Genomic DNA, 19,575 nt, shown 5'->3' with positions numbered 1-19,575 from the left:
GGTGTTTGATGCGCTACGCAACCAGGCGAATGCGGCGGTGCGACAGGATGACATTACATCGCCGCGCGGCCAGGCGCAGGGAGGCATTGGGAGCGGGGATTCTCTCGGCACGAAGATTCACGTCGCCTTACCAGCATCGCGCAACCGGACCGGTTGGCGCCGCTTCCTGACGTTCAAGCGGATCGCCTTGGCTTCTGTTGTCGCCATTGGTGGGGGTCTGATTTTTGCGGGTGTGCGTGCGAACCAGTCGCCGGCACCCTTCGTTGCATCGAACGCTGCCGACATGGATGCGCGAGTGCAGGCCGCGATCGCCTCGTCGCTACGCCAGCCGAGCAATGGCGACGGTCTGCTCCAGGGCCAAAGCGTGAACCTTCAGACCATGCGCGCAATGGGGTTGGATCCGGGTAAGGCAAACACCGGTTGCTTGGTAGGCGTGCACAAGTGAAGCCGCTCGCGCGCAGCTCGGGAATCCGTCGGCACAAGTTGCCGACGGGTGTAGTTCTCCTGACGGATGCGGAGGAGTCGGCTTTGCGCACGCAAGCGCATCGACTGGCTTCGCAGAGCATTGCGGACGACGCTGGCGAGTTTGCGATCGCTTACGGCGCATATTTCCCGCAGGTGGGTGTGAGCAAAGCGCAGGCGCGGCGCGACATTGAGCAGGCGATTGGGCATCGCTTGGGCTACGTCCTGTTGAACACTGTCTGTGCGATGGGCTTGCTCGATGTGCACCTGGGATCTGATGCCATGGAGGATCGCATTCCCTGCGCGGTGTTGGTGCGCATCGACGGTGTGGCAACTGACCTGCTGCGTAAGCGACAGATGGTGCTCGCGGCATTCTTGCGATACGCGAACCAGGATGCGGCGACAAACATCCTGAATCGCCCGGGCTTCTTTGCGCTGACGTTTCTTTCCCCGGCAATGGAGCGGGAGCAGGCGCTTGCATGGAGGGAGCTTATTCACGTCGGTCAGGTGCGCAGCGCCGCCACCGGAATTGGGGTGGTGGCCAAATGAGTTGCAGCGATTCGTCGGAGCGTCCTCGCTTGCCGAACCTTGGGGTGGGCATTGTCTGAGCGCGAGCTGCCCAATCTGACGCTGCTCCCTGTGGCAGTCGCGGCCGACTGGTCCTGGGCACCTTTCCTGGAGAGAGCGAGGCGAATCCACGCCTTGCAGGATCTCCCGGAGTGGAAGTTGCTCGAAACCATGCGAGGCTTACATAGGATTTATGCTCTTGCCGAGTCAGAAGGCCGAACGCCGCGGGAGGCGTTGGCATACCTAGACGCCGAGATCGAGCGGCTCTTTTCGCCAAATCGGGAAGAAGGCGCCTAGTTGGAATAAGTTCACAAAATTAATTTTGAATCGGTTAGAATACGAAAACATATATTTCGTCTATCCGAAAGAACTATGACGACCCCGGTAAGCAGCCGATACAAAGAGCTTGGTGAGGTGCAGTTGCGCGGGATGATCCGCGCGACGGAAAAGCAGTTCCCTTTTCTGGAGCCGACGTCCGAAGACGCTTTGTATAAGCTCGCGCGAACAATGATCGATACGGATTTCATGATCGATCGCCCGCCGACACCGGTCCGGTCGTCGCTCGAATTCTTGCGCGCAATTCTGGAGCCCGAGGGCATCAGGGTGATGGAGCGTGACTTCGTTTTCCTCATCAAGATGTTCGGTCTGCGCATCCTCGATAAGGAGGGGTTGTACGAGTTCTGGACGCCGAGCGAGACGCGCAGGCAGGCCGATGGTGAGAAGGCTGCCGTGGAGGTCTACATTGAGGACCGCGAGCAGGCCAAGGTCGTGGAATTCGTGGTGTCGCAAGTTCAGAAGCCACGCAAGATACACCTGAAGCGCATCGATGCGGCGGTTAACCGCCTGGCGCGCCGCTATCGCGATACGGTGCTTGCGCACCACTTCGTCAGCCTCGTTAATGATGGCAAGACCATCGGAGAGGCGAAGGATGTTCTGCGCATCGAGCACAGCGTCAAGGATCACGAATACAACCGTGTGCGTGAGCGCGCCATGGAGTTGGGCATCTTTGATCCGTCGCGGAACAAGCGCAGTCCGCAAAGCCGTGTCACGCTGGATCCGGACGTGATGGAGTATGTCCAGCGCACTGCTGAAGATCAGCAGGGCAGTCGTATGCACAAGAAGTCGACCACACAAATGGTCAACCAAATGCTGCGAGACTTCCACTTCCTGACCAAGAAGGTTCCGCTCGTACCTCCGCCTAAGAGCAAGAAGCGGGCAGGAAAGGTTAGCGAATAGTCGAGGCGGGCATTTTCCCGTGGGCTTGAATGGGCAACCTCGTCATCGTCGAAGCATCGGGCAAGGCAGAGTCGATTCGCGCGAAGCTTCGCGCAATCGGTTTGAGTGCCGAGGTCATCCCTACTGTGGGCCATGTTGCCGATAATCCAAAACGGCTGCGTCCGATTGCCCTGGACGAAGCGCTACGCGAGACCTCATATGAATACCGGCCCGAGCGGGCGGCGTTGATCGAGAAGATCCAGCGTGCCGCATTCCGGGCGGATCGCATCTTTATTGCCGCTGATGATGACCAGGAGGGCGATGCGATCGCCTACGACGTTTCCCGGTTTCTGACGCCCTACGCGGATCGTCTCTACCGCGTACGGTTGCGGGCCATTACGGAAGGAGAGCTGAAAGAGTCTTTTTCCGGCGAGCTTTCCCAAGAGTTTGAAGCTCCGGCGCGCAATGCAATGTGCCGTCGGATTGTCGATCGCGCGATTGGTGCGACGTTCACGAAGTCTGGGGACTACAACGCCGTCCCAGTCGGCCGTGTGCAAAGCGCCTTGCTTTGCCACATTGACAGCCAGGCGCCGACAGTCGGGCACTTCCATGCTGCCGTACGGCTCAGCGACGGGCAGACCTATTTGGCCCAACTTCCCGTCAACTCCAAAGACAGTCTTGCGCAGGCGGAAGCTGTAGCCAAGGCCCTTGCGGACGGGCGAGCACAGGTCGTTGGATCTGCCGAAGCACAAGTTGCGGTATCGCGGCCATGGTCCTATGAAGATGTCGTTGGTGAGGCGGCTCTTCGCTTGAGGCTTGGTATCGATGAGGCGGCGCAGGCGTTTCAGGAGGCCTATGAGCGGGGTCGTGTGAGCTACCCGCGCATTCGCGCCGCGGCATTCACGCCCGACGCCGTTGAGGTTGCTGCGCGCATTGCCGCCAACAACCGGTGTGGGTTCGATCCGAGCATTTTGCCGTTGCGCTCTGGCGGCGGTGAGGATTCACAAGCGCACGAAGCGCCCGGTCCGGTCGATGAAGAGTTGTTGCTGGGCAGGCCACTCTCGGTGCTGGATCTGCCGGATGCTGTCGCCGTATTGGTTGCCAGGAATGTCATCGAGTGCGGGCAGAAGGCGCGCGTGCGAAAAGTCGACATCGTTGTCGAGGGTACGCCGTTGAGTGTTTCGCGGGTCATCGAGCAACCCAGGGCCTGTTGGAAGCGCCCATTGCCCGAGCGCGGATATGTGGCGATGCCGCGCGAGGTGGCGCTGCTGCGCTACGTGGCGGAGGCCGGACTCGGGCGACCCAGCACCGTGGTTTCGCATGTGCAGAAGTTCTTGCAGCGAGGCCTGCTGGAAGATGGGATTGGCATCTCGCTCAATGAACGCGGCAAGCGCTGGCTGGACTACGCAAAGAGCGTTGGTTTTTCGGTGGAATCATCAACCCGTATTGAGGCTGCGATGGCTGGCCCCATCGACGATGCGCACGCGCGGGCACGCGACATCCTCAAGGAGCACGGCATGCTGTCCGCCGTCCAGGGCGTTGTTCGCGCGGCTCAGGTGGCTGCTCCGGATGACGCCTGTCCCGAACCGTTTTAACGAACAGAAGTCCATTGGAGAGGTAGCTCGTGACAGTATTGCGATTGACACCAGGCGAGATCATCGAGATGCGTGACCCCGTAAGCGATGGGTTGAAACTGGGCAGCGTCGATGAAACGGGGGTCGGCTATTACGATATCCATGCTGCGGGAGAGTTGCCCAAGCCGATTCACGGAGAGCTCGATCCTCGCTCGCTCGGGACCGTGACATCCTGGTTCAGTGCGCTCGATCCAGAGTTCGCTAAGGGTCTCAGCGAGGCGTGGCGTGAGCTGACAGCGCGCAACCTCGACGCGTTGACGATCGCGCGCGCGCTTCGCGCGGGGATCGAGCAGCAGATCTATGACCCTGATCTCCTTGAGCAGGCGGGGCAACAAGCTACGCAGCGCATCCTGGATGGCCGAGCGCGAGTCGCCGAGATGGCGTCTGGCGATTAGGGGCTCGCGCGGCAAGAGAGAAACCTAGCTTCGGCTAGGTTTTTTTCTGCCCAGGCATCGAACATGATTTCAAAAAAATCGGCATTTTCTGCTCGGAAATGAGAATTTTTATCTTCCAGTGAGATAAAATAAAACTAGACAATTTCATCCCCCCCCCCGGGTGCATGTATGACCGACCTCCTCAACGGCCTGCAGAAGCTGGCGACCAGGGTGGCCTCCGACTTCGTAGTACGCGGTGGCCGCCTTCTGAACAACGACGTGCCTGTCACGCCGGAATTACTGGCATCGCCGACTGGTGGATTGGGGGCGCTGCTTTGGATGGTCCGCGAATTCGCCGATGACTACGACTTGCCGTTTGCCGGCCTGCGTTTCCACCGAAGCGATGACGCCTTGACCGGCTACGTCTTGAGCGACGTCTTGGCGAATGACGACTGGGCATCCATGGTCACGCTGATCTTCGGCGACGTTCTGCGTAACGAGATTCTCCTTGTGAACGTCGAAGAGTGGGACGTGGCTCCATTGTTGGAGCACTTCCGTGACTGGGCGGTGGAGCAGGGTGTGTCGCCTGAGATTGCGCCTGCGCAGCGCGCGCTATTCCGGGGTCGGCAGCCGGAGTGAGTGAACGATCGCTTGTGCACAAAGCGATATAAAAATAAATATGATTTCGGTACATAAATCGGTGCTTTCGCCGAAAATTGGCCGAAAAGTGGCGTTTATTTTTGCAAGTGTGCTCCGCTGGTGCTAAAAATGCACCCAGATCGCGGGTAGGTTGTTGCATGAATGGCCTACGCGGTCGATTTCATATCGACATCCTACGGAGCACCACATGCAACTCAATTCCCTGAACGGTCGCGCCAAGGCGGCCAAGGCCGAAGTGCCGAAGACTCTGGTTATTCGCCTGGTCGAGATCGTCAGCGACGCGAAGAAGCCGACCTTCTTCCATGGCGTCAATGTCGACACCAATGAGCCGGTGAAAGTACGTCTCATGACGGTGGACGAAGGCGCACTGGTCAACAAGCGTGCGAACGAGACGCTGGAGCAGGCCAAGGCGCGTATCAGCAACCAGTACATCGGCACGGATGCCAAGCATCGCCCGACGCCGAAGGAATTCGGCACCAAGGGCAGCAAGGTCTACTGCGAAGCCGGCGGCATTATCAGCTTCACGAAGGTGCTTTCGGACGGCAACGAAGGCGAGCCGGGCGCATTCCGTGCGCACTGGGCCGAGACTCTCGAATCGGGCCCGGGCGCGACGTGCCAAAAGGTGAAGGCAAACGTGGATGTGGCGATTTACCGTGATCGCGACAACCCCGAGTTGATCACCGGCAAGGCAGTCAACGTTGACCTGATGAAGCCCGAGAGCGCCACGATCCTGACCAAGGACAACATCATTGCAACGCTCAAGGATGCCTTCGTCGAAACGGACGCTGAAGGTGCTCGTCGCAAGCCTTTCGTGCTGCTGCGCCTGATCGAGAAGGACACTGGTCTGGTCTATGCCGGTATGCCGGGCGAGATCCGCGTGAACGCTGCGACGCTGAAGGAAGAAGGTTTCGACCACGACAACGGTGTCCCCACCGAGGTGTACCGCACCGGCACGCCGGATGAGACGCTGGCCAAGATCATCGATCCGGCAACCGTGACGCGTGATGAAGTGGTGCTGCGCTCCGTGCTGTTCGGCCTGTCGACGCAGGAAGGCTATCCGGACCTGTCGCAAATCGAGGACGCCGGCAAGCGCCAAGACTTCCAGACGATCTGCGACGCGGTGCGCAGCGGCGACTACGTGGCCGAAGCCATTCCGGGTGAGCGCATCTCGGCTGGTCCGGCGACGCGCGCCAGCATTCTGAAGGCGTACGAAGACAATCCGAACCATCCGTTTCACCAGTACCGCGGTACCGAATACCTGCCGACGGACGTTGACGGCAAGATCGAGCGCAAGGAGCGTAAGAACGTCAAGCTGTACTTCGACACCTATGTCACCAGCGTGGTGAAGGACGGCTATCGCTTCTTCACCAAGGCCAGTCGCGCGGACCTGCACGAGAAGAAGGCGTCGCTGTTCTCGGTCGCCACGCCCAATGATCATGCGGCCACCGCTGAAGCGGCACGCACCCGCGTGGCGGACGCCAGCACGCAAGTCGTTGAGGCTGAGCCCGAAGAGTTCGATGCCGGCATGGTGAACGAATTGGACGAGCAACTGGCGAAGTCGGCTGCGGCCGCTGAGCTGTCGATGTAATTCCTAGCTCGGCTTGGTTCGAAAGGTCGCCCTTGTGGCGACCTTTTTTATTTTTGTTTTTGTAACCAAAAGTGGTGTAAATATATAAATCTGGCTGAAAACATGGCTTTTTACGTGAAATGTGCTGGGTTGTGACGCGATAATTGTGTTCACGTTTTAACAATGCGCTCTGCCATGAAGCAACAGGAAAAGTTGGTGCAATGGGTTGACCTCTCGGCCATCGGGCTTTGCATGGGGTCGTGGGCACACCCCACCGACCCAGCGAAATCGCTGCCGCTGGCGATGGTTGACAGTACTGGTCAGCACGACGCGGCGATCCGTAGCCTGGGCTTCAGGCCGATGGTCGGTATCAAAGCTTCTGGCATCTACGTGCGGCCGGAAAAAACGCTGACTAGCGCGATGCTGATCAACGCCTTTGGTCGTGAGAATGTCCGCTTTGTGAAGGGGCCGGAGCGGCATTTCCACGACGAATTCCAAAGGAAATTTCGAGAGCGATCGAACCTCAATGCGACGGCAATGCTGTCGCAGTCCCGCGCGATTGGCTTGAACCACAAGCGCGAAGTCGTTTTCGAAGCGCCGTTGGGGCGCTATGTCATTCGGGACGTGGGCGGACGCAAGAGTGTTGTCAGCGAGGAGGAGCAGGGCGGTGCTGATTTCTTGCGCGTCGACACCAGAGAGGATCTGCGCCAGGTGGCGAGCGGATTCGTAAGCCGCATTACCGTGCGCAATGAGCAACTGCGCCGGGAGAACGTGCAGGCGCTGATGGAGATTTCGAACCGGGGGCAATTCACCCCGCGTGACTATCAGGAAGCCATCGAAATCGAGCTCAATGTCCTCTTGAAGGGGGAGCTCCAGAGTGCGGGCCAGGCAGCGTCTGCTGATCCACTGGCCGCATATGACGTGGCCGAGAAGATCTACCGAGGGATGCCTGACCTCCGAGAGCGCACCCCGAACTCGGTCGCGAATCAACAGTACTCCACGCCCGCTCCAATGTCTGCGATCGCGCAGGCGGTTCTGACGCGTGGCGAGCCGACCGCAGGCCGTACTTTCCTTGACCCGACAATCGGCAATGCGAGCCTGTATTCGACGATTGCCGGCGAGCGCACCCCGGGGACCCCCGATCGACTATTCGGGGTTGAGATTGACCCCGTGCGCGTGGACGCAGCCATGGCGATCGCGGATGCTGTGGCGCTCGGCGATGCCACGACAGTGGACTTCCGGGCGGAATTCAATCAGCCGGAGGGCTTTGACTATGTCATCGCCAATCCACCCTTCGGATCGATGGATACGCGAGTCGAGGTGTCACTGCCGGCGGGCAGCGCCGTGGATTCGATGCAGATCCGTCGACTTGACCATTTCTTGCTTCTGAAGTCCCTGCACGCGCGCAAGGACATCGGCCGCGCGGTCTTCATTACTGGCGCTGACAACGTGATGAAGCCGGGGGAGATCCTTGGAGCCTCGAAGCATCTGCTCGCATATCTCTATGACCACTACGCGGTCGAGTCTGTGGTTGACGTGAGTGGCGACCTCTACAAGAAGCAAGGCGCAGCGTATCCGCTGCGCATCTATGTCGTCGGCGCACGCAGGCCGGAACCAATTGAGGCGGAGATCCCCGGCCAGTTGCCGATCATCCGGTCGTATGAGGGCCTCCGTGCTTGGGCGGTGAAGCTCCTCGCGCAAGCACCAGAATCGGTCCACTCAGCAACTGAACACGCCTCTTCCGCCCAGGAAGCGGTGGCCAGCGCTTCCAGCGGAACGGCTAAGGGTGCTCCTCGTCCTGCACCGGCAACCGTGCCCCGGCAAGCGGAAACAAAGTCGGCCGAGGCGCCTATAGTGAACGCTGACGTTGAGCCTGCGTTGGCTCCCCCGGTGCCCTCGGTGGTGGCTCCAGCGGCCGCGGCAACTGCAAAGCGCGAAGACACGCGTGAAGAGTCGGAGTATCAGCAGCGCTACGTGGCATTCTCGAATGTTGGCGAGGCGACGGCGATGATCCCGGCAAACCTGTCGGGCCCCGTATATGAGGCGCTGTCGGAAATCCGCGAGCAGTATGGTGACATCGACGAGTATGTCGCCAAGGAGCTCCAATACCCGTTGGAGGACCTGGGCAAGTATTTTTCGCCGGAACAGGTTGATGCCGTCGCAATGGTCTGCGCCGCAACCAACAAGGGCCTGGGTTTTCTGCTGGCTGACCAGATGGGAATCGGCAAGGGTCGCGTTATTGCCGCCAGTGCGCGACGCGAGAAGTTGGCAGGAAGGATCCCCGTTTTCGTCACGCTTACAGACAATCTGTTCTCCGACTTTATGGAGCGGGACCTTGTCGCGCTGGATAGTCGACATCTGTTCGAAAACCCACTCATCATCAATGATGGAGCGAAGACTGTAGACGCGACCGGCAAAGTGGTGGCCCGAGCCTTGAGCCGGCCGAAGTACGTTGCCGCTGCGGAGACAGGGCGACTGCCCGAGGGCACCGACATTGTGCTGCTGACCTACTCCCAGATCAATCGGCGCCCGGAAAGCCATCGCACCACTCGCTACATGCATGCGATCACCGCAAACGAGCCGGTGTCCTTGTTGCTTGATGAATCCCACATCGGCGCGGGCTCGGGCAATACCAGCGAGAATCTAGGCCGGATGATCGACAACCTTTCCGCCCATGGCGGCAATGTTCTCTATTCATCTGGAACGCCGATCAAAGGTGCGAAGAATCTTGCGCTCTACAAGCGGATCCTACCGGCAGGTGTCAATCCTCAGGAGCTGCTCGACGCAGTGGCAAGTGACCCGATCTCTCTGCAGGAGGCATTCACTTACGAAGTCGCTGCGCAGGGCTGCTTGATCTCGCGTGAGCTCGACAATAGCGGCTTGGAGAAGGAGTTCGTATTGTCGCGCTATGCCGAGCGTAACGAAAAGATTGCCGATCAGATGTCGGACATCCTTTCGGCTATGAACTTCATCGCTGGCGATGTGGGCAAGATCGTCACGCAGCTAAATCGTGAGATGGCAAAGGAGCTTGAAGCGGTCCCTGAGGCGGAGCGGGTTGGTCAGCGTATGGGCGCGACAAGCATGAACTTCCCATCGCGGATGCACGCGTTGATGTGCCAGATGCTGCTTTCTCTGAAGGCGCCAGAGATCGTGGATCTCGCCATCGAAGCATTGGAGGCGAATGAGAAGCCAATCATCGCCGTGCAACGCACAGGTGAATCGATGTTGGCCGACATTCTTGAGGAACGCCACGAGCTCGCACAGAGCGAAGACGGCGCCGTGAAAAAGGATCTCGGCGATGTCATTCTGGACAGGCCGATCACGTTCAAGGACTATTTGCACCGGACACTGGAGCGGATCCTGTGGGTTTCCACGGTGAACCGGTACGGCAACAAGAACACGTTCCGGGCTGACAGCAAGGAAATGCGGTCAGCGGAAAAGCGGCTGCGTGAGCTGATCGACGAATTGCCCGATGATCTGCCGTTGACTCCGATCGACTACATCACGGAGGAGCTTGAAAAGCGCGGCTATTCGAGCGGTGAAATCTCGGGGCGGAATCTGCGCACGCGAACGCTGGACGATGGGCGAGTGATCATCGAGGCAATCCCCGGCAAAACGGATAAGACGCGTGCCAACCGTGCCGTGCGTGAGTTCAACAACGGCGATTTGGATGCACTCATCTTGACGGTGTCTGGTGCCGTTGGCTATTCGATGCAGGCGAGTCCCGCCGTTGGCAGCGATGTGCGTCAACGCACGATGATCAAGGGTGAGATGCAGGCGGACATCGCAATGGAGCGCCAGATGGATGGCCGTCCAAACCGTACGGGTCAGATCTCGAAGCCGAAATACAAGATCCCTCAGACAGGACTTCCGGCGGATGACCGAGGCTTGATGATGTTCAACTCCAAGAACAGGTCTCTGACTGCTAGTACGGTCGCGAACCGAGATAGTGCAGACCTCGTTCGTGAGGTGCCGGACCTGCTCAACAGCGTAGGCGACATGGTCGCACTCGATCTGCTCGAAGAGGATCCGGAGCTGGCTCATCGTCTTGATATCGATATGCGGGAGGACACTGACGTCTTCCATCGTCAGCCGCTTTACTACATCAAGGTCCTCACGGGCCGTATCTGCCTGCTGAAGGTCAGCGAGCAGCGAGCAATCTACGCGGATCTCGAAGCTCGCTTCCACGAAAAGGTGGACCGCCTCAAGGCTGAGGGCCGGAACCCCTTGGAGGTGGTATGCCATGAATGGCGCGCAAAGGTTGTTTCGCGTGCGCCATTCATGGGCGGCGAAGTGGGCGGCAAGGCCAAGCGGTCGCAGTTCAACTCGCCGGTCTATCTTACTGTTGTCGAGTACAGCGAGGAGCAGAAGGCTGTACGAGCCGATGCCATTGACAAGCGGATTGCGATGGCTGTTGCGGCCGGCAGCCCCAATCCCTCGGGCATCGCAAGTTACCTTCAGGAGCACCGCGCAGACATCCTGCAACGACATACCCCCAAGCGGTTCGAGTCGGTGCAACAGGCGCTTGAAGATAAAGAACCGAATGAGGCCAAGACGACGCTGGCAAAGCTGGACTGGCTGGAGCGCAATCTTGCGTCGCTGCAGCCGGGCGCGGTTTTCCAGCAGCGCGACCTGGAGGGTAACAACGTAGAAACTGTTGTTCTGCGCGTGTCGTTACCCAACAAGCTGGAGGCCTACCTTCGACTGTCGGAGTACGTGGTGTACACCATGAAGCCCGGTAGCGATGTGGTGACGATGGAGACGGCCAGTTCGTTGTTCGCCAACGCAATCGACCTAAGCAAGCAACGGTTCGCGCAACATCGACAGGCCCGTGAGGATTTTGACTCAGCCCGCAACGGAACGGTGTTGCGCCGTGCGCGGTTGTTGGACGGGAATTTGTTCGAGGCGACGTCGTTGAATCTGCGTCAACGAGTCGGGCGCAAGGTCGTGTACACCGACGAAACCGGCGCGCGTCAGCATGGGATCCTGGTGTATTCGGACATCTCCGACAAGGCGCTCGCGTCGATTCCTGAGCGGGTTCGCGACCCGGCGCTCGTCATCGCGATGTCCAGGCTGAGGCCATTCACAACGGACCCCAGTGGCGACTATCGTGAGGACGGTGGTGTCAAGCTCAGAATGGGGCGGGTTGGCCAGATCGAGTTGTCGGTCCCCGGCGCGAAGAAGTGGGGCGGGAAAGTCTTCACTGACCCCGTGCTGACGCCCATCGACGGTCAGAAGGAGAAGTGCCGCTTCAACCTGGAATTCCGCACATCCGGTGACCGCATGTTGGCGACGGTTCCTGTCGGACGTGAGGAGGAGCTCGCGCAGTACCTTATCGAGGGGCACGGCTACACGTTCTATACCGTCGAGCGGGCAGAGCTTCTGAAGGCCCGTGCTTCTCTGGACCGTGAACGAGAGCCGGCAATGGCGGCAGCGTAGGGTGAAAGGCGGGTCGCTCGACCCGCTTTTTCGTTTAGCGGAGGTAGTCCGGAACCGTCACCAGGTCGTTGTCGGGAGCGCGAGGCGCTTTGACCGTGACGCGGGCAGCAGGAGCCGGTGGAGCGGCTGTTGGCTTGGCAACGGGCGTTGGGGCAGTGGGTTGGGGTGCAGGCGTGATATCAGCCGGCAGACTCGGCTCGTGTGGATGCAGTCGATATTGCTCGACCCAAGACGACTCCAGCAGTTCGGTGCGCGCGGCGACCTGCGAGTCAAGCTTCGCTAAGGCGTTGAGGAGATGGCGGCGCTTATGCGACCAAGACAGCACAATCATGCCCGACAGAGAAAAATAAAAGTTTTTTTATTGGTACCAGTTCATATAAAATACCCCGAAAGTCGACTTGATGCGAGGGCATTTTGGCAGGAAATCAGAAGCGCGGTGATGGGGGACCCGGTTCGCCCACTTCGTTCAGCATCTCCGACCCGGGGCATCTCGCCTCCCATTTCAATGCCAAGGACTCGACGGGGCAGACGCTGCACGCGATGCTCTTTCTGTCTAGCGTTGAGCATTGGGTGCTCAATCGTCTCAAGGCAGAGGGCGAGGGGATGGCAGAGGAGGTCAAGGTGCGCTTGCAGCGCCTGGATGACCTCATCATCAATTTCCGCAATCAGTTGCCGGCCGACAATCCCGATTTTTTGCAAGTCATGTCCTGGCTGAGCATTGATCAATCGGTCTATGTGATCGAGTTCCTGCAAAGCTGCCAGCAGGATTTCTTCGCCCAGCTCATGGACTTCTGCAAGCTCAATCGACTGAACGACGCAAACGCGAACGTGATGCTGAACCGGTTCCAGGCCCTAGCGAAGTCCCGCCTGATCAATCGGATTCTCAGTCAAGAGAATGTCGACTACGTCAACAAGACACTTTTGGGGATTCAGTGATGAACGCGTTTTCGAGCGCTTTGGTGTTACGCGGTAAGTTGGTCGGTAAAAACGCCATATGGGTACTGGCTGGTGCGGCTATGACAATGGTGATCGCGGTGAGCGCCCAGCAGGCGCCTACGCCGACCTCGTCTGCAGATTGCGCGCTCTCAACGGCAGCGCAGAATGCCGTTAACAACCGGCTGACCATCATCGGCGTGACCCAGCCCGACCCCGCCAAGTACTTCACGGTGGGTGGTGCTCAAAGCTGTATCGGCTCGATGACCAACATCGACCTGTCCAAGCTGATTCCTGACCCCATGGGCCTTTTGACGTCGATTGCGCAGGGGTTGGTCAATACGGCCGTCCGTGCGGCCTGCACCGCAGTACGTCAGTCGCTGTCGGATACGCTTTCGAAGTACAACGTCGCCGCTGGCATGTTGAACAATTCGGGCCAAACTGCCGTCAACTTCGTGAATACGCAGATTGGCCAAGCCGTCGGCACGACGCTCACGAACTACGGTACGAATTATTCCGCTCCGCCGGGTGTGCCAACGCAGATCAATCCCCTCGAAGGGATTACCAACGGTCTGAACCAAGGGGCGAATAGCGCGGCGTCGGCATTCAACGCGGCTACCCAGGCGCCGGTGGCGCAACCTGCGCCGACGCCAGTGCAACCTGCGGTTCAACCGGCGGCGCAACCCGCTCCTTCCACGAACCCGATCGCGAACGGGCTGAGTGCTGTGTCGAACCTGGGTAGTCGCATCTTTAGCGGGAACTGAAATGCGGCGTCTTGGTGTCTTCCTGATTGCGGTCTCGCTTTCATTCAATGCGAATGCTCAGGCCGCCGTCGCGCAAATCCAGTCGCTTATTACTTCGATCGGCGTCTGGACGAAGCAGATGAGCGCCAGCGTGCGTCAGGAGCAGGACGCGATGATGCAAGCGCAACAGGCGTACAGCTCCAACCAAGTTCAGATTTTCATGCGTGACCAGATGCGTGAGACGGTGGAGCAGTTTGGCTCGGCCGGTCAGCTCGTCGATGGTTGCTACCAAGTGGCAATGGCTAGCCAAATGGGGAAGACCGTGGATTCCACTGATACCCGTGCGATGAGCGCCATGGCGCGGCTTTACACGGTTTCCGACGGTGGCCGCGCCAGCTCGGGCGGCGTTGCCGGCGCCTTGGGACTGTCTACCCAGGTAACGCAGTTTCCTTACGCGGCGAGTGTGGCGTCTCGGGTGGCCAGGCATGCGTCCAACTACTGCACGGTAGCTGAGGCCCAACTTGGGTATTGCACCCTGAACGCCAATGGCATGCAGGGCGGAGATCAGGATTTCTCTCTGCACTTGCAGCCGGGGAAGACGTACGGCTGGGATCAGACCGAGGCCGCCGCGGATTTCGTCAAGCGAATTGCTCCTGTGCGCCCGGTTGCGGACTCGACTCGGTGCTCGACCCCGGAATGCATCGCGGCCATGCGCCAGCGCAGGGAATCTGAGGCATACATGTCCATGGCAAGGTATTCGTTGATGAAATTTACGGAAGCGCATTCAACGCAGTTGGGCCGTACCGGGAGCGCACAGTGAAAAAGATCTCCGGGAAGGTTCTTTTGACGGTTAACAAGCTGGCTGCGGCTACCCTTTTGTTGGCGGCCGGAGGCGGTGCTGCATGGGCATCATGCGGCGGTACGGAGGTGATGGTCTCCACAGCCCTCGCCAGTGCTCAAGGCGCGATGCTCGCCGTTGTGACGTCCGCGCAAACCTATTTCGCTCAGTTGGAGAACTTCCAATCGAACCAGATGCTGAGCTCGCTGAAGATTGTTGCCAAGCAGACCCAGGTCGCCGCGGAACAGCGGGACGCGGCTGTGCTGCAAGCCGAGCAAGCGGCTGCGTCTGTTGCTGTGGATCTGGCGAATAAGGAAATGGTCGATAAGACCATTCTCGATTTCTCATCCCAGGGCTTCAATCCGTGCTACCAACTTAGCGAGAACAAGCGGATGGTGCAGACCGAAGTCGCTACGCGGGCCAGTGTGCCGGGGCGCGTGTCCACTGAGGTTGAAGGCGTTGGTGGCCACTATTCCTCAGTCGCTGATGCGCTAGCGAAGCGCGAGCGCCAGCACCAGGCGTTGTTTTGCACGCAGTCCGAGAAGGATGCGGGGCTGTGCAGCTCGGTGGGGGCTGTCCCAGGCGGGGATATGAACGCGTCGTTGATCTTCAATTCGGATCCGAGTGCGAACGCTGTTGCGGCGAAGAATGCAACGATCAACAACATCATCGGCATGCCGGATGAGCCGTTGCCAGCGGCGGCGGCAAATACCCCGCAGGGGATGGCCTACGTCTTGCAGAAGAAGGAAAAGGACGCAACGCTGGCTTTTTCTGCGTACTCGCTCAAAGCCATCCAGGCGGATGTGGAGAACTTCGACGCCGTCCTCGGCTCTCGCGTTGGTCAGTACTTCGGCACGGCGCAAGCCGAAGCGTGGGCGAAGGACCAAGCATCACAGGCCGAGCGTGGTGTGGTGCTCGACATGGTGAAAATCAGTGGCTTGGGTCTGAAGATCGGTCTGCGTGAGCTGGAGCAGTCGCTGCGCCGCGAGGCGAACGCTGCCGTGGAACTGGCCTTGGAAAATCGACAAATCAATGGCCGTGCAACCGAGGCGGCACAGAACCGTGCACTGGCGACGCAGGCTGCAATCAAGGTGGCGAAATGATGCGCAACCTCAAAAGAATCTTTGCTGTCGTCGTTCTTGCTTTCTCGGCATCGACCGCCTTTGCTTCGGGCTGTCCCGCAGTCAACGACATGGTCTGGACGGGGAGCCTCTCCGGTGTTCAGGGGGCGATTACTGCGGCCATCATGGCAATGCAGAAGGCGTTTGAGGCACTGAAGGTCTACAACGCCCAGATGATGCAAGGTGCGGTCAGGATCATCACCTCGCAGACCAATGCCTCAACCAACAATTCGATCCAGCTGAACATGAGTGCGAAGCAGGCGCGAGCTGGGCTGGATGTCGAGATTTCTAACCGCAAAGCGGTGATGCAAACTCTTGCCGATTTCGGGCCGGAGACGGGGCAGGGATTTGATCCGTGTGGTGAGCAAAAGCGCTCAAAGGATGTCGCCGTGGCGATTGGCGAGGCCGGCACAGATATGCAGGAGAAGGTCATTCGCGAGATTGACGCGGGGCCTGGTAAGTATGTGGCTGACCGCGGTGCCGTCATCGCTGATCGTTATCGTCAGGCTCGCACGACGTATTGCACGGCAGACGAGGCGAAGGCGGGGTTGTGCTCTGCGCCTGGTCCCATGGCAGGAAAGGATGTCGACGCGAGCAACTTCTTCACGACTGCAGCCGCGGGTTCTGACCAAGATAAGGCCAAGACCGCTCTGTTGAACCACCTGTTCGGCGTGCCACAGGTGGCGCTGAGCAAAGCGGCTGCAGCAACCCCGACGGGCCAGGCTTTTCTGGAGCAGAAGCGTCAGCAAGATGCGGTAGCGTCGGTGGCGCAGGCGTCATTGAAAACCATTCAGGCTTGGACGACTGCGCGCAGCGGCAGCGGTTCAGACGCACAGAGTGTGCTCGATGCACTGGGCGCCAAGATCAATACGTACGCAGGCGGCAACAACCACGATGCCTGGGCGACGACGTTGGCGTCGCAGAGTGAGCGCGGTTTGCTTATCTCGCTCGCAAAGATGATGGCAACGGACCTCTATATGCAGGAACTGCGCTACAAGTCCGCCGAGCGCGAAGAAGCAATTGTCGCGACACGGCTCGCTTTGCATGCTGGGAACGCTGCGCAAGGTGATGCGCAGGTCCAGAATGGGATTGTGCGATCGAAGGTGCAGCCTTGATCAAGTGGAGCCATCTCGCCGCGGTCGGTTGTGCAGCACTGGTTTCAACACCGGCGCTGGCCCAATGTTTGGCGGACCCGGTGGATCTGCCTACCAACACGGTCACGAGCGTCTTTGGCAAGACGCGCAGTTTGCCGCAGTACAAGTCGCCTCAGGTGCACTGGGGTACGGACTTTCAGGCGCGCGACCCCGCCCACCCCAGCCAGGGGGCGAAGCTCAAAGCGGTAGATAATGGCACGGTGATTGGGGCCGGCTTCTGGGGTTCTGGCTACGGAAACCGGGTGGCGCTCAAGCGCAGCAACGGTGACATCGTTCTCTACAACCACTTGGCCTCCGTCGAGCCGAAGCTAAAATCTGGCGGTGCGGTCGGTTTTCGCGAGACTGGTGGATCCGCGGTTGGCAACACCCAAGTATCTGTTGGGGATCTGGTGGGTGTTGCCGGCGGCACCGGCGGGCACATGGACCGCCCTGATTTGCCAGTGCACTTGCATCTGGAATATGTCACCAACTATGCGGGCACTCGGCTGCGGGAGACCAACGACGGCACCAATCAGACGCGCAGTCGCTATTTGCGCAACGCTGTCGAACACATGTGCCGGACGCCAGCGTATGCCGCGGGTGCTGGAACGGTAACTCAGGCGCAGGGCGGCTCGCCGCCTGCTCCATCGGGGCCCAGCAGCAGCGGCGGGGCAACGGCGCCCGATCAGTCGTATGAGGCAGTGCAGACCCAGCCGACGGTAACGCCTGGGGAGCGGTACGGGATTCCGGATGCGCCGCCTTACCAATCCTATGAAGGCATGAGTGAATCCCAAATCGTGGACGCCGAAATGACGCGGCGAGCGCTGGACACGGAATGGGAAGAGCATTTGACCGGTTGGAGCCAGCGCGGGCTGATGTTGGAAATCGCCCGTATTGCGGGAGCACGGTTATGGCTAAATAATAGAATTGCAGAGAAGAGACGCCGTATCGACGCGATGCAGGCGATTCTGGTGGCAAACAAAGCAAACAAGTACGTTGCTCCGCAGGTTACTGCAGCGTATCAGCGGGTTACACAGGCCAATGCGGGTCAGAAGGTAAGCCCGTAAACGTACTCGTTTGGCTGGGGGAATACTAGAAACGGGGTATCAACATGAAAATGAAACTGAACAGCCTGGCAACCGCCCCCGGCGACGAGGACGAATCCGACCGTCGGATGCATGAGAGCCAGTTGGCCATCGAGGCAGCTGTGCGGGCGGGCACGACCCGTCCCGGCAAGGCAGGAGAGCCTGTGCCTGGTGGGGCAACCACGGCAGCAGACGTTGGCGCTTCCGCTAGCGCACCTGTTGAGCCAGCAGCGACTGACGCGACCCAGAAGGCAGAGGCGGTTACCCCCAACGATGGGGGTGCAACGGCTGCTGACGAGCCGGAAAAGCCGGACGAGGAGCAGGAAATCGAGCGCTGGGCTGCAGAAGGTGGCGATCAGCAGCTTCGTCCGATGAGCGAACTCGAAAAGATGATGGAGGTCGCGGCAGGTAAGCGCTCGCCGAAGGACCTGCCGCGCACGCCGCGCAGTGCTGCTGCGGAGAAGGCGCAGTCGGCGCACGCTCGTGCGCCGTTGTCGACGAGCAAGGACCTTGACTTCCTGATCAATGCGATGCCGACCACCCCTGTGCAGTCGGCTGAAGCGAAGGAGGAGGCCGGGGCCAAGGCACAGTCGAGTGGCGAACAGGCGACTCCGGCCAACGCTGGTCAAGCGCCCCAATCTGCCGGGCCGACTGCTGTGCCGGCGGCGGCTGCAACGATCGGTGACGTCGCTGGGCAGGTGATTGCTGGCACGGTGGCGTTGCCATTCCTTGCTCTGAGCAATGCACATCGCCATCTGCGCCGCAAGTTCAGCGCCACGCCCGCACCAGCACAGCCGACGCCGTCAACCAGTGCCTACCTGGCTGCGACCAAGGGCGCACCGTTGGCCGCCTTTACGACGCTGGAGAAGATCACCAATCAGAAGTGCGACTTCATCGAACGTGCGGCGGCTAATGTGCTGGACGCCGCGCGCGACGTTCGGAACATCACTGGCTATGTGGTTTGGGAAGACGCCGTCGTGCGCGAGGCAGGCAAGCGCGGCAAGAACCCCGCAGATATCGTCGCGGCGATGCGCCATGACCCGGATCTTGCGCCGCTGCGCGAGCAGATGAATGTCGTCTGGCGTGAGAACCCTGGTGCCGTCGCGACTTTCCGCCGTGAGGCCGACGTCTTCGAGAAGCACCTGCGCGATGTCCGTGAGAAGTTCGCCAACAGCGATGAAACGTTGCGTTCCCGCGTGACCGGTGCGATGCAGGAAGTCATCGAGGGCACCCGCGACTTGCCGGGCTTCGGCAAGGAAGAGGGCGAGTACGTGGCAACGCTTGCCGAGCGCGTGCGTGAAATGGCCCGTATGTTCATGGAGCTTCTCAACGCTCTGTTGGCCCGCCTGACTGGGCGCGCTGCAACGCAGACGGGTCCGGAGATCACCGGATGATCGGTTTCGCCTCGATCGATGCGGCGTTAACAAACGGTAAAGTTTTTTGGGAAAGTGTCGTTAGACATTGGCCTCTTCCTTTTGACTTAGGTCAATTGGAAGGGGCCGTGCTAATGATGGATAGTGACGACGACTTGATGATTCTGGTCGTTCATTGTGAGCGCGTAGATGGTGCAGATTGTGTAAAAGTGCAGATTAAAGCTCGCGAAGAAATCAGGACCTATCTTGCTGCGGTCGTCTCAAAAGAGGGCGAATATGTTGCGGGAACGTATAACGAAAGTCCTATCGACGAGCTGGGCGCGGTCAACGCCCTAGCGCAATTTGCACCCCTCATTCGCGGCCAATGGGAAAGGATCAGCGAATGAATAAAAGCAATAACACTTTAGAGGGGTAGCTAGCAGCATGTCGTT

General features: G+C 59.5%; 15 protein-coding genes and 1 pseudogene. All 16 read left to right on the top strand.

What is annotated here, in order from left to right; genetic code table 11:
• Window positions 1–445, top strand: a pseudogene (locus JHD73_RS05300) (hypothetical protein); the annotation flags it as partial.
• On the top strand, window positions 442–1,011 hold the full coding sequence (locus JHD73_RS05295; RefSeq protein ID WP_199028515.1) for a hypothetical protein: 570 nt from the start codon (window positions 442–444) through the stop codon (window positions 1,009–1,011). The pseudogene JHD73_RS05300 and the gene JHD73_RS05295, both read left to right, overlap by 4 nt.
• A gap of 390 nt (window positions 1,012–1,401) precedes the next feature.
• The gene (locus JHD73_RS05290; RefSeq protein ID WP_199028513.1) at window positions 1,402–2,265 is read left to right on the top strand and encodes a hypothetical protein; all 864 of its coding nucleotides are present in this window, start codon (window positions 1,402–1,404) and stop codon (window positions 2,263–2,265) included.
• Between the two features lie 29 nt (window positions 2,266–2,294).
• Window positions 2,295–3,839 carry a DNA topoisomerase gene (locus tag JHD73_RS05285; RefSeq protein WP_199028511.1) on the top strand — a complete coding sequence of 515 codons (1,545 nt, stop codon included), beginning with the start codon at window positions 2,295–2,297 and terminating at the stop codon, window positions 3,837–3,839.
• Window positions 3,840–3,868: 29 nt separating this feature from the next.
• On the top strand, window positions 3,869–4,273 hold the full coding sequence (locus JHD73_RS05280; RefSeq protein WP_199028509.1) for a hypothetical protein: 405 nt from the start codon (window positions 3,869–3,871) through the stop codon (window positions 4,271–4,273).
• A gap of 168 nt (window positions 4,274–4,441) precedes the next feature.
• Window positions 4,442–4,891, top strand: a complete 450-nt coding sequence (locus tag JHD73_RS05275) for a hypothetical protein (protein ID WP_199028507.1) — start codon at window positions 4,442–4,444, stop codon at window positions 4,889–4,891.
• A 208-nt stretch (window positions 4,892–5,099) separates the two neighbouring features.
• Window positions 5,100–6,500 carry a hypothetical protein gene (locus tag JHD73_RS05270; protein ID WP_199028505.1) on the top strand — a complete coding sequence of 467 codons (1,401 nt, stop codon included), beginning with the start codon at window positions 5,100–5,102 and terminating at the stop codon, window positions 6,498–6,500.
• Window positions 6,501–6,674: 174 nt separating this feature from the next.
• Entirely contained in the window at window positions 6,675–11,918 is a 5,244-nt protein-coding gene (locus JHD73_RS05265) for a strawberry notch-like NTP hydrolase domain-containing protein (RefSeq protein ID WP_233176790.1), read from the top strand.
• A 414-nt stretch (window positions 11,919–12,332) separates the two neighbouring features.
• Window positions 12,333–12,854, top strand: coding sequence for a hypothetical protein (locus tag JHD73_RS05260; protein WP_233176789.1), 522 nt, complete (start codon window positions 12,333–12,335; stop codon window positions 12,852–12,854).
• An 80-nt stretch (window positions 12,855–12,934) separates the two neighbouring features.
• Window positions 12,935–13,615, top strand: coding sequence for a hypothetical protein (locus JHD73_RS05255; protein WP_199028502.1), 681 nt, complete (start codon window positions 12,935–12,937; stop codon window positions 13,613–13,615).
• 1 nt (window position 13,616) lies between these two features.
• Complete coding sequence (locus JHD73_RS05250) at window positions 13,617–14,414, top strand: hypothetical protein (RefSeq protein ID WP_199028500.1); 798 nt, start codon at window positions 13,617–13,619, stop codon at window positions 14,412–14,414.
• Window positions 14,411–15,535, top strand: coding sequence for a hypothetical protein (locus JHD73_RS05245; protein ID WP_368735497.1), 1,125 nt, complete (start codon window positions 14,411–14,413; stop codon window positions 15,533–15,535). Before JHD73_RS05250 ends, JHD73_RS05245 begins: the two co-directional genes overlap by 4 nt.
• Window positions 15,532–16,668 (top strand): hypothetical protein, encoded by a 1,137-nt coding sequence (locus tag JHD73_RS05240; protein WP_199028498.1) that lies wholly within the window; start codon window positions 15,532–15,534, stop codon window positions 16,666–16,668. The genes JHD73_RS05245 and JHD73_RS05240 overlap by 4 nt, the downstream gene beginning before the upstream one ends.
• A complete protein-coding gene (locus JHD73_RS05235; RefSeq protein WP_199028496.1) occupies window positions 16,665–17,753 on the top strand; it encodes a M23 family metallopeptidase in 1,089 nt (362 codons plus the stop codon). The genes JHD73_RS05240 and JHD73_RS05235 overlap by 4 nt, the downstream gene beginning before the upstream one ends.
• Before the next feature lie 44 nt (window positions 17,754–17,797).
• Window positions 17,798–19,165 carry a hypothetical protein gene (locus JHD73_RS05230; RefSeq protein WP_199028494.1) on the top strand — a complete coding sequence of 456 codons (1,368 nt, stop codon included), beginning with the start codon at window positions 17,798–17,800 and terminating at the stop codon, window positions 19,163–19,165.
• A complete protein-coding gene (locus JHD73_RS05225; RefSeq protein ID WP_199028491.1) occupies window positions 19,162–19,530 on the top strand; it encodes a hypothetical protein in 369 nt (122 codons plus the stop codon). Before JHD73_RS05230 ends, JHD73_RS05225 begins: the two co-directional genes overlap by 4 nt.
• Window positions 19,531–19,575: the final 45 nt, after the last annotated feature.

Origin of the sequence: Ralstonia sp. ASV6, assembly GCF_016429285.1 — a bacterium.
GTDB lineage: Bacteria > Pseudomonadota > Gammaproteobacteria > Burkholderiales > Burkholderiaceae > Ralstonia > Ralstonia flaminis.
This window is presented reverse-complemented; position numbering and strand designations above follow the sequence as displayed.

Coding starts and splice junctions, on each gene's coding strand:
- JHD73_RS05290 (WP_199028513.1), top strand. CDS start 1,402: ATGACGACCCCGGTAAGCAGCCGATACAAAGAGCTTGGTGAGGTGCAG.
- JHD73_RS05285 (WP_199028511.1), top strand. CDS start 2,295: ATGGGCAACCTCGTCATCGTCGAAGCATCGGGCAAGGCAGAGTCGATT.
- JHD73_RS05275 (WP_199028507.1), top strand. CDS start 4,442: ATGACCGACCTCCTCAACGGCCTGCAGAAGCTGGCGACCAGGGTGGCC.
- JHD73_RS05270 (WP_199028505.1), top strand. CDS start 5,100: ATGCAACTCAATTCCCTGAACGGTCGCGCCAAGGCGGCCAAGGCCGAA.
- JHD73_RS05265 (WP_233176790.1), top strand. CDS start 6,675: ATGAAGCAACAGGAAAAGTTGGTGCAATGGGTTGACCTCTCGGCCATC.
- JHD73_RS05255 (WP_199028502.1), top strand. CDS start 12,935: ATGACAATGGTGATCGCGGTGAGCGCCCAGCAGGCGCCTACGCCGACC.
- JHD73_RS05250 (WP_199028500.1), top strand. CDS start 13,617: ATGCGGCGTCTTGGTGTCTTCCTGATTGCGGTCTCGCTTTCATTCAAT.
- JHD73_RS05240 (WP_199028498.1), top strand. CDS start 15,532: ATGATGCGCAACCTCAAAAGAATCTTTGCTGTCGTCGTTCTTGCTTTC.
- JHD73_RS05230 (WP_199028494.1), top strand. CDS start 17,798: ATGAAAATGAAACTGAACAGCCTGGCAACCGCCCCCGGCGACGAGGAC.
- JHD73_RS05225 (WP_199028491.1), top strand. CDS start 19,162: ATGATCGGTTTCGCCTCGATCGATGCGGCGTTAACAAACGGTAAAGTT.